Genomic DNA, 10,090 nt, shown 5'->3' with positions numbered 1-10,090 from the left:
AATCCTTACATTTGAAGTAAGTGAGTATTCAACTAAATAAACCACAAAGGGCTCCTTACTAGCTATATACCAGCGGAGTCCTTTTTCACACCTACTCTAAATTCAAACTGATTACGGAAGAAATAAGATCCGTTTATCTTGATGGATTCCGGCATGATCTTCTCCACTGCGCCTCCATAGGCTACAACTTCCACCTTATCCTCACTCAACGACTGAACAACGTATACCCTTACCTGGCTTAATGCAGCTGCAAACAGTTCTATATCCGATCTCAACACTTTATATTTATGGTTCAAGCTGATCACCTCAAAATAGCTAGTCGTGATCGGTGCAGAAATTCCTTCAACAAAAAAAAAGGCTCTGCCAGCATTACGCCAGTAGAGCCGTCTTTGAATCAAAGATAGGGTGTAGCACCCAACGAAATTACACCCAAAATGCTTTAGTGATGATAACCAACAGGATGAAGAGCACCAAAATTGCCGCTGTAGAAGTCCACACACCGCCGCCATATCCACCTGTACCTGCACCTTCATATGCACCCATGCCTTTAACCTCCTTTATTTGTCGTCACCTTAATATATGTACAGATACGTTTTGTGATAGGGCATGCAGGCAAATAAAAAACACCTTTTGTAAATAATTATAATGTTCTACCACACTAACTATATGACAAAGGTAATCGAAGTGAGAAAATCATTATCTCCTTTTCCTCGCAACCAACTGGTGACCGCGCTATTCTGACTGTAACAATGGACAATGGATTTGATAAGGAATTCGATCTGAGTAAAAAAGAACTAAATGCCTTCATCGCTTGGTATGACGCTAAAGATGCTGGTAAAGGTGCTTGAAGTAAGCGAGTATTCAACTAAATAAAACGACAGGAGGACTCTATCCGACTATATGCCAGTGGAGTCTTTTTCACATCTATTCACTTCACTAGACTAAAGGTTAGAAGAATGGTAGAAGATTGTCCAAAATCACAAAAAAGCGCGACCTCCAAAAAGCTTGGAAGCCGCGCTGTGCTTGAGTTTAATAGGATGCTGGTGAAGGGAATTGAACCCCCGGCCTACGCATTACGAGTGCGTTGCTCTACCCCTGAGCTACACCAGCGAGTCAGGTTAAACTGACAACAAAAACTATTATACTCTTCCTTACATAAAAATCAATGACTTACAATCATTTTTTCAGCTAGGATTTGGATTTAGTTCGGTGACGTTCCTTGTTCCTATCCCTGTGCCGGACAGCTTATCTGCGACGGAACGAAGCTTTTGACGGCTGGAGGAAGGCTTGTCGCGGCGGTCGTCGATTTTGACCGAGGTGGAGACGCGCTTGGCACCTGACAGGAATGGCGCTTCGTGCAGCGCTGCAATGGCGGTAAACACATCGTCCAACGAGCCTTCAATAATCGTACTCATAGAGGTAAGCTCGTAGGTAATTCCTTTTTGCGTTTTTAACACTTTTTGCATCTGGGCAACATAATCGCTCAGGCTGGTACTGCCCGTTCCAATCGGGATTACAGTCACTTCTGCAATGGCCATCGAGGTGTGCCTCCTTTATTTTTGAACTCATGCTTCACTTTTAAACAAGGCCATATGTATGCTGATATACTGATTGTTTCTGAAAGAAACCTCTCTATCATTCATTGTACCGTTCACACAGCCTCAATTCAAATACAGCCCGCGCTTCCCCTGCATATTTCGATTTTCCATTCCTTTTCCTTTACGTATGGCTGCGAATGTTGCTATAATACTCCTTGCACTTATTTGAAATTTTAAGTTTATAAGCACAATATGTTGGGTTAGATATTCATAACGCTTCTAAATATAGTGATGTAGCCGATAAATTGCATGAGAACCAACTTTCTCCTCCTTCATTGGCAAGCGCATCGCTATTTCTATGTTATGGGATTACATACAGCCCCAAAATGCTGTCGCTTTTTTCATTTTTACCTCTGTCAACATGTTCATTCTTCATGTCTATTCCCTAAGTATGTACTCCAAATCAGGAAAGCGAGGAATTAATCCTATGCCACAACTCGTAACAAAACCAAACAACCGCCAGTTGGCTTTTGATGAAATACGCATTTCCGTATATGCCGACCGTGTGCTCAGCGGATTGGAGAAGCTGGATAAAGATCGCCTCATTCGCGGTGTAACCAGCAAGCTGCGCCGGGACGAAGTCACGGGAGATGAAATCAGCAACGCATTTGTGATGGCTGCACTTGAGCTGGTCAGCAAGGAAGAACCGGACTGGAAATTCGCCGCTGCGCGTGCTTTGCTCACTTCCTTATATAAAAAAGCGGCGACCCATCGCCGTTACAAATCCTATGCAGACGAGCCTTACGGCGCCTTTTACCCATTGATCACAGAACTGGTCGAAAAGGGAATCTACCGTCAGGAATTGCTCGACTACTACACCAAGGAGCAAATTGATGAGTTGGGCGCTTCCATTTTGCCGAAAAATGACCTGCTGTTCGATTATATTGGGCTGCTGACGCTGTCTGAGCGCTATTTGGCAAACGACTTTGACGGACGTGTGATGGAACTGCCACAGGAACGCTACATGATCATCGCGATGTACCTGATGCACCAGGAGCCTGCGGACAAGCGTATGGAGCTGGTCAAGGAAGCTTACTGGGCGATGAGCAACATGTACATGACCGCTGCTACACCAACAATGTCCAATGCGGGAAAAAAGGTGGCCGGACAGCTGTCCAGCTGCTTTATCGATACGGTAGACGACTCGCTGGAAGGTATTTTCGATTCCAATACCGATGTAGCCCGTCTCAGCAAAATGGGCGGCGGTATCGGCGTATACCTCGGTAAAGTACGAGCTCGCGGCTCCGATATCCGCGGGCATAAAAATACAAGCTCCGGCGTGATTCCATGGATTCGCCAGCTGAACAATACGGCGGTCAGTGTAGACCAATTGGGTACACGCAAAGGCGCGATTGCCGTTTATCTGGACGTATTCCACAAGGACATTCTTGCCTTCCTTGACCTGAAGCTGAACAACGGTGACGAGCGGATGCGTGCACATGACGTGTTCCACGGCGTATGTCTGCCCGATCTGTTCATGGAGCAGGTCGAAGCACGCGGCGAATGGAACCTGTTTTGCCCGCATGAAGTGAAGAAGGTCATGGGCTGGACAGATGAGAAAGGACGTCCACTGGGACTGGAGGATTTTTATGATGAGTCCTTTGGTGCTGGCTCCTTCCGCGAGAAATATGAGGAAGCGTCGCAGCACCCGATTCTCTCCCGTATCACGGTGCCTGCCATCGACATCATGAAACGCCTGATGAAATCGCAGCTGGAGACAGGTACGCCGTACATGTTCTACCGCGATACGGTAAACCGGGCCAACCCGAACCGTGCTCACGGTATGGTGTATTCCTCCAACCTGTGTACGGAAATTATGCAGAACCAATCTCCAACCGTGGTGGAAAAAGAGGAATTGGTGACCAAGGACGGACAAACACGCATTGTCATTTCCAAAATCCCTGGCGACTTCGTTGTCTGCAACCTGAACTCCATCCATCTGGCTCGCGCCGTTCCGGCAGGGGTATTGGATCGTCTCGTACCGATTCAGGTACGTATGCTGGATAATGTCATTGATATCAACAATATTGAAGTGCTGCAAGCACAATATACGAACAGCCAATACCGCGCAGTCGGTCTGGGCACGTTCGGTTTGCATCACCTGCTCGCACTCGAAGGCATTCGTTGGGAGTCTGATGAAGCGGTCACCTATAACGATCATTTGTATGAAAAAATCAATTATTTGGCCGTTAAATCCAGCATGGAGCTGGCAAAGGAAAAAGGTCGTTATGCCAAATTTGAGGGTTCTGACTGGTCAACCGGGCATTATTTTACATCCCGTGGCTATACAGACGGTACGCGTGAAGGCAAATTCGTCACCTCGTCCGAGTGGAGCGAGCTTGCCGAAGAGGTCAAACAAAACGGCATTCGCAACGCATGGCTGTTCGCCATCGCCCCTAACGGTTCTACGTCGATCATTGCAGGTTCTACGGCTAGTATCGATCCATTGTACGAGTTGCTTTCCTATGAAGAGAAAACAACCTACAAGATCGCGAATCCTGCACCGGACTTGAACGAAAAGACCATCTGGTACTACAAAACGGCTTTCTTGCTGGATCAACATGCTTCGATCAACATGGCTTCTGCACGTCAGCGGCATATTGACCAAGGCCAAAGCTTTAACCTGTATGTACGTCCGGATATTAAAGCTACCGAATTTTTAGAGCTGCACATCCATGCCTGGAAATCAGGTATGAAGTCGACCTATTACGTACGCAGCCGCGCACTGACGATTGAAGAATGCGAAAGCTGCGCATCCTAAACTAAAGGAGAGAAGCTCTCATGCAGTTACAAAAGATTTTTAACACGGAAGCGCCTAACCGCTCTACCCGTATTATTGAAGGCGAAAACTCCGGCATTCTGAACTGGAACGATATTCGGATGCCGCATATGTACAAGCTGTATAAAGTGCTGCTCCTTAACCACTGGATTCCGGATGAAATTCCGATGTCCAAAGACGCTTCCCAGTTTCCTATGCTGGATGCTGAAGAACAGCGCACTTTCAAAATTAACATCGGCCTGCTGGCTGTGCTGGATTCTATGCAAACGATGTTTGTCGGAGATGTAAAACGCTATTTTACCGATTCCTCGCTGGAAGCTATCTCGGCCATTATTGGGCAACAGGAAGTGGTGCATAACCAGTCCTATTCCTACGTTCTGTCCTCCCTGGTATCGGAGCAGGAGCAAAAGGAAATTTTCGAATACTGGAAAAATGATCCTGTCCTGCTGGAACGTAACACATTTATCTCGGGCATTTACCAGGAGTTCCGGGATAAGCAGAACCCGCAGACCTTTTTCCAGGCGATGGTAGCCGATTTGATTCTGGAAGGCATTTTCTTTTACAGTACATTCGCCTTCTTCTACAATTTGGCCCGTGACCAAAAAATGATGGCCACCAGCCAAATGATCTCATATATTCAGCGCGATGAAAATCAGCATTGCTACTTCTTTGCCGAAGTGTTCAAGCAGCTATTGGCCGATTTCCCTGAGCTGAATACCAAGGAAAATATGGACTATGTCTATCGTATGATCAATCGTGCTGTGGAGCTGGAAACGAATTGGGCGCATTATACGCTCAAGGAGGTTCGCGGCATCGACTTGAACGAGCTGAGCGATTATATCAAATATATGGCGAATATGCGCCTGAGACTGCTTGGTATGGACAAAGCTTATGAAGGTGTAGATGTAAATAGTATGCCTTGGATCAAGCCGTTTTCGGATGAAGCGCTAAATGCGACAAAAACAGACTTTTTCGAAGCAAAATCACGCAATTATGGCAAGGTCGGAGATGACAACGGATTCGACGATTTGTAAGTAGCAAAATACAGCCTTAACTCGGTATCTTCGGGTTAAGGCTTCTTTTCATGAGGAAGGAAAATTCATACATGCATCTGTGCTGGTTGCCCATGATTGGCTATTTGCAACTTCAGTTCATCCATAATGTGTTTGGCCGACTCCTCGCCAGCCTCGACACATTCAGGCCATTTCGTAAAGTCAAACGCTGCAATATGTCCGACTTCAGGACGAATGACAATGTCCGCAAGCCGGAGACTATTGTGCTTTCGTTCCGCAGTCATCAGGCTGTAAGAGCGGTACACGACTTCTACCATATTGCGCGGCGGCTTTTTTTCATGTCCTCGCGCCACATCAACAGCAATCACTAAACAATCCGCCTCCCGTCTCATTTCTTCTACAGGCAAATTGTTTAATACCCCTCCGTCGACCAGCATCTTGCCTTCATGCATCACAGGAGCGAATAAGCCGGGAAACGCCATCGTAGCCCGCAGTGCTGTCACCAAATCACCTTGTTCAAAAACGATCTGCTTACCTTCCAGTAGATCGACAGAAACAGCTTTAAAACGGATAGGAAGCTCCTCGATCTTCTGCGTATGCTGCCCATACTGTTGCAGCAGCTCATTCACCACCGTATTCATACTGTTGCCGGCAATTAAACCACGATGGCGTATGCCGATATCCAGCAAGCGGTATTTAGGTGTCTTTTTAATACAATCCAATAGAGCATCCGCAGGAACACCCGCCGCATAAAGCCCTCCAACGATGCCGCCCATACTCGTACCAACGATACAATCGACCTGAATCCCATGTCTTTCGAACGCTTTCAGCACCCCCAGATGGGCAAGTCCTCTGACTGCCCCACCACCCAAAACCAATCCTACCTTCGGCATATGCGCAACCCCTTTACCTGTATTTTATTTACTGAATGCATTCAAACACACAGAAGACCTAAAAACTAAACGCAAGGAGACCAGCTCCCTCTCCTCACGAATGATTCATATCCTTTGATCGGGAGCACTCTCCGGCTGCGTAGTGACACGATAGGAAACTTTTCCATACAGCTTATATAAAAGCCTCGCTCAGAAAATTGTAAAGCAACCCTTTTTCCTCGTCAGAAAGATCCGAAATGGATTGCAGAAAACGGGAAACCAGCTCCGTAATTTCAAGGCCCAATTCATCGTTTATTGTTTGTACAGCCATGCCTAGCACAGTGCCAACAAACATGGTCATACCCATTTCCTTGCTTGGGGCTGTAAGGACAATCTGCTGAATCCAGGGACCTGTTTTACCTCCCAGCTTCTTCAAGTATATCAAAAGCAGCCCTATAATATAGGCGCAAAAATTGATTCTGACGCTAGCTTCAGGAATTTCAGCCCAAATTTTTCGGACAGCCTCATTGAGGCTTGTGTTGTTCAAATCTTTAAGCAATTCTGAAATGTTCTCGACAGTTTTTTTCCAATCCACCAGATCGACTAATTTATTCCGGGACTGGTTGAACAATTCCGAAGCTTTATCTGTAGGCACAAATACGACCTGAGAACGCCCGGTTACCTTGGTATTCACCTCATAGCTGCGCGTAATAAAACCGAGCTTTTCAATTTCTTTCAGCATGTCATAGGCCGTCCATTTGCTAACGCCTAATGATTTAGCCAAGGCTTCGTAATGAATGGGTAAATTCGTTTTTTGATACAAATCCACCAATGTATGCAGAAACTGCAGACGACGTTTAGTAAGTGGCACGGTAGTGTTGTATACCTCCCTGTGTATTCTCTACGAATACGTTCTTGGGTTTTTTGTGTCTAAATCTTAGCACTGAATATCTATATAATCAAGCAGCAGGAGCATTCCAGATTCCTCCGTACAGCAAGCTGTACTTGGTACATTTTCTTTTTAATCCGACTGTGTTATATTTTTATTCATACTATTTTTTTGGTTTTTTTGGTCTTTACGGTCTTTTGTGTGATTATTTCATTGGAGGGAAACCTACATGCAATCAGCTCTCAACCTGAACGGGGTTACAATTACAGGTACAGGATTCTACGTTCCGACCTCTCTATTAACCAATGTGGAATTAGCCGCATCTCTGGACACATCCGATGAATGGATCAGCCAACGAACAGGCATCCGTCAGCGATATATTGCAGAAGCATCCACGAACACCTCTGACCTTGCCGTTGCTGCTGCAGCCCGGGCTTTAAGCCGTGCCCATTTATCCCTGGAAGATGTGGATCTCATTGTCGTGGCGACTTCAACTCCTGATTATGCCTTCCCCTCCACCGCCATGCTGGTCAAGCAAAAGCTCGGAAGCCGCGCACCTGCATTCGACTTATCGGCAGCCTGCTCCGGTTTTGTGTACGCTCTTTCAGTCAGCAGCGACATGATGAAATCAGGTGCCTACCACAATGCTCTGGTGATTGGAGCGGACAAGTTCTCCAAAATCATAGATTGGCAGGACCGTAATACTGCTGTCCTGTTTGGAGATGGTGCGGGCGCTGTCGTCCTTCAATCTCGCCCGGGCGCTTTCCCGTGCTTCTCCTTGCTGGGCTCGGAAGAACGTGGGGCAGAAGCACTGACATCCCCGGTTACAGGCCCCATCACCATGCAAGGTCGAGAGGTTTTCAAGTTCGGGGTGCGTATTGTGGAATCCATGCTAACTAAAGCTCTGGAAACATTGAATTTAAGCATTGATGATATTGCTTTAATCATTCCACATCAAGCCAACATTCGAATCATCGAAAGTGCCGCTGGCAAAATGAATATTCCTCTGGATAAATTTTTTGTAAATATCGAAAATTACGGAAATACGTCTGCGGCTTCTATTCCCATTGCACTTGCGGAAGCCATGGAACAAAAGCTCGTTCGTAGTGGTGATATTGTGATGCTGATGGGCTTCGGGGCGGGTTTGGCATGGGGCGTACAGGTCATCCAGATCGCATGAATTCTATACTTAACAGAAAAAGCCTCGGTCCAGTTCTATGAACCAGCTTTGCCCTTTGAGGATGGCTTCAAAAGAAACGGACTAAGGTTCTTGCGTATAAGCAGTCCCGGAACATTGCATTTTGAAAAGGAGATGAACCTGACGCCGGTTATCGGGTAGGTCATCTCCTTTTTCCCCCTTTATCCAGGACGTTCGAGATACAATTTAAAATAGTCGCATGCCCAGAACCTGAAAAGTTCACCTTCATCCGGCGTGGCGCATACATATAACTAGGACTGTGTATTGAGGCACTTCAAGACGGGGGCATCAACGCTGTTTTTACCTGCTTCGTATAAGAGGGATAGCCGCCCGTATGCTGGAGCATCTCGATTTCACGTAGAATACGCGGCAAGTCAGCGATCGAGTTCATGACAATATGAGCTCCTGCCCTTTTTAATCCGTAAACGCTCTGTCTGCGTCGTTCTTCTGTCACTCTGTCGTCTATTTCACGGCTGCTTGTTTGCGCTGCGATTAGCGCGCTATCGTTATGGTTCAACACACCGATCGTCCATACGCCTGCATTCCTTCCCTCTTGCATATCGGCTGCCGTATCTCCTACTTTCACAATATCGCTGAGCGGAAATACCTGCAAACGATGTGCAATTTCGTAGATCATCCACGGATAAGGACGTCCCTGCGACACTTCACAAGGGGCTACCATACAATCCAGCGTATAGGGTGACTGTGCAGGCGAGAAAATAGGCCCTAACATTTCCATCGGGCAGGCTGCGGTGGCACCTGACTGAATACGACGATCCTGCAATTCATGCAGCGCCTTGTCTATACCAATCGCGGGCTCGGCTCCTTGAATCAAGGAACGGAGAACCGGGACAAGCTCAAGATAAATATGCTCAATATCCGTTCTCCCGGGATGTGTACCGAAGCGCTCCAGCCACTTTTTTCGAACCTCTGAGAGTCCCAGCACATTGGCAATATGGTCACGGATCGGCAGCCCTCGCCCATGAGATACCTGCTCTTCGGTTACTTGTACACCTTTCCATCTGAAAATATCAAGCATTCCCTGGATTAGCCCCCGTCCTCCGGGGTCCAACAATGTACTTTCGAGATTAAAAATAACCGCCTGTATCATGCAATCCCCGCCTCTCCGTACCGCGGCTATCCGCAATCTTTATTGCTTAGGAACATGATACACAGCTAACGTAAACTGAAATGCCGTAAACCGTAAGCGGATTGTAATAGAAATTAATTCCTTGACTGGTTGTAGATTACTGAGTGCCATAAGGAGGAGTCGCAACATGAGACAGCCCTGGAATGAATTTAATTCCAAAATGCCTTGGCGGATGGAGCTTGGTTGTTATGCGCTGAACAAACTGGCCTGTGGGGGCTTGGTCTTTGGCCTCTTATGGATGTATTGCTATCTGACAGAGGAAATAACGGGGATACCCGTAACTATAGCAGGCAACAGCGGTGAGCTGACCGCACAATTATGGGCCTATGGCTTTGCCCTCCCGGCAGCTCTTGCTGCCGATGCGCTGCGCGATTTTTTACCCTGGCTGCGAAAGCCCGAGCAGCTCAGCCTGTACCTTGCCGCAGGATTCAGTATCTTTCTCCTGCTAGGTACTTTGATGTCGCCTGCCGGAGCCGGCATTTTATGGAGCAACGGCATAGCTGGTGCAGTCATCACACTGCTGTACTACGGGGGAAGGCGCTGGCTGAACCGTGGGTATGGAGTACAGATTATGCTGGCCTTCCTCCTGCC

10 protein-coding genes, 1 tRNA gene and 1 pseudogene are annotated in these 10,090 nt (G+C 47.1%); 5 read left to right on the top strand and 7 right to left on the bottom strand.

Annotated elements, in window-relative coordinates; genetic code table 11:
• Positions 1 to 62 precede the first annotated feature (62 nt).
• Together WG8_RS02625 and WG8_RS26185 are read right to left on the bottom strand one after the other, a co-directional pair.
• On the bottom strand, positions 63 to 296 hold the full coding sequence (locus WG8_RS02625) for a hypothetical protein (RefSeq protein ID WP_043890711.1): 234 nt from the start codon (positions 294 to 296) through the stop codon (positions 63 to 65).
• 127 nt (positions 297 to 423) lie between these two features.
• Positions 424 to 543, bottom strand: a complete 120-nt coding sequence (locus WG8_RS26185; RefSeq protein WP_007428523.1) for a hypothetical protein — start codon at positions 541 to 543, stop codon at positions 424 to 426.
• Positions 544 to 707: 164 nt separating this feature from the next.
• Between WG8_RS26185 and WG8_RS29455 the strand changes: the two are divergent.
• A pseudogene (locus WG8_RS29455) lies at positions 708 to 845 on the top strand (SPRY domain-containing protein); the annotation flags it as partial.
• A gap of 193 nt (positions 846 to 1,038) precedes the next feature.
• Here WG8_RS29455 and WG8_RS02620 read toward each other — a convergent pair.
• Both WG8_RS02620 and WG8_RS02615 read right to left on the bottom strand, forming a co-directional pair.
• Positions 1,039 to 1,110: transfer RNA gene (locus tag WG8_RS02620), tRNA-Thr, on the bottom strand.
• Positions 1,111 to 1,184: 74 nt separating this feature from the next.
• Positions 1,185 to 1,538: an MTH1187 family thiamine-binding protein gene (locus tag WG8_RS02615; RefSeq protein ID WP_007428522.1), complete on the bottom strand. Its 354-nt coding sequence runs from the start codon at positions 1,536 to 1,538 to the stop codon at positions 1,185 to 1,187.
• A gap of 487 nt (positions 1,539 to 2,025) precedes the next feature.
• Here WG8_RS02615 and WG8_RS02610 point away from each other — a divergent pair, with 487 nt between their 5' ends.
• Positions 2,026 to 4,359, top strand: a complete 2,334-nt coding sequence (locus WG8_RS02610) for a ribonucleoside-diphosphate reductase subunit alpha (protein ID WP_007428521.1) — start codon at positions 2,026 to 2,028, stop codon at positions 4,357 to 4,359.
• 20 nt (positions 4,360 to 4,379) lie between these two features.
• Positions 4,380 to 5,411, top strand: coding sequence for a ribonucleotide-diphosphate reductase subunit beta (locus WG8_RS02605; protein ID WP_007428520.1), 1,032 nt, complete (start codon positions 4,380 to 4,382; stop codon positions 5,409 to 5,411).
• 65 nt (positions 5,412 to 5,476) lie between these two features.
• On the opposite strand, the gene WG8_RS02600 is transcribed toward WG8_RS02605, so the two are convergent.
• Entirely contained in the window at positions 5,477 to 6,283 is an 807-nt protein-coding gene (locus WG8_RS02600; RefSeq protein WP_007428519.1) for a patatin-like phospholipase family protein, read from the bottom strand.
• A 172-nt stretch (positions 6,284 to 6,455) separates the two neighbouring features.
• Positions 6,456 to 7,133: a MarR family transcriptional regulator gene (locus WG8_RS02595; RefSeq protein ID WP_007428518.1), complete on the bottom strand. Its 678-nt coding sequence runs from the start codon at positions 7,131 to 7,133 to the stop codon at positions 6,456 to 6,458.
• A gap of 247 nt (positions 7,134 to 7,380) precedes the next feature.
• Between WG8_RS02595 and WG8_RS02590 the strand changes: the two genes are divergently transcribed.
• Entirely contained in the window at positions 7,381 to 8,331 is a 951-nt protein-coding gene (locus WG8_RS02590; protein ID WP_007428517.1) for a beta-ketoacyl-ACP synthase III, read from the top strand.
• Between the two features lie 292 nt (positions 8,332 to 8,623).
• Here the strand turns inward: WG8_RS02590 and WG8_RS02585 are convergent, their stop codons facing one another.
• A complete protein-coding gene (locus WG8_RS02585) occupies positions 8,624 to 9,460 on the bottom strand; it encodes an HAD hydrolase-like protein (protein ID WP_007428516.1) in 837 nt (278 codons plus the stop codon).
• A 166-nt stretch (positions 9,461 to 9,626) separates the two neighbouring features.
• On the opposite strand from WG8_RS02585, the gene WG8_RS02580 reads away from it, so the two are divergent.
• Positions 9,627 to 10,090: hypothetical protein (locus tag WG8_RS02580; RefSeq protein WP_007428515.1), on the top strand; the 464-nt coding region annotated here is incomplete at its 3' end.

The organism is Paenibacillus sp. Aloe-11 (genome assembly GCF_000245715.1).
Classification (GTDB): Bacteria; Bacillota; Bacilli; order Paenibacillales; family Paenibacillaceae; genus Paenibacillus; species Paenibacillus kribbensis.
This window is presented reverse-complemented; position numbering and strand designations above follow the sequence as displayed.

Excerpts from the sequence above, each read along its gene's own strand:
- WG8_RS26185 (WP_007428523.1), bottom strand. The coding sequence starts at position 543 with ATGGGTGCATATGAAGGTGCAGGTACAGGTGGATATGGCGGCGGTGTG.
- WG8_RS02615 (WP_007428522.1), bottom strand. The coding sequence starts at position 1,538 with ATGGCCATTGCAGAAGTGACTGTAATCCCGATTGGAACGGGCAGTACC.
- WG8_RS02610 (WP_007428521.1), top strand. The coding sequence starts at position 2,026 with ATGCCACAACTCGTAACAAAACCAAACAACCGCCAGTTGGCTTTTGAT.
- WG8_RS02605 (WP_007428520.1), top strand. The coding sequence starts at position 4,380 with ATGCAGTTACAAAAGATTTTTAACACGGAAGCGCCTAACCGCTCTACC.
- WG8_RS02600 (WP_007428519.1), bottom strand. The coding sequence starts at position 6,283 with ATGCCGAAGGTAGGATTGGTTTTGGGTGGTGGGGCAGTCAGAGGACTT.
- WG8_RS02590 (WP_007428517.1), top strand. The coding sequence starts at position 7,381 with ATGCAATCAGCTCTCAACCTGAACGGGGTTACAATTACAGGTACAGGA.
- WG8_RS02585 (WP_007428516.1), bottom strand. The coding sequence starts at position 9,460 with ATGATACAGGCGGTTATTTTTAATCTCGAAAGTACATTGTTGGACCCC.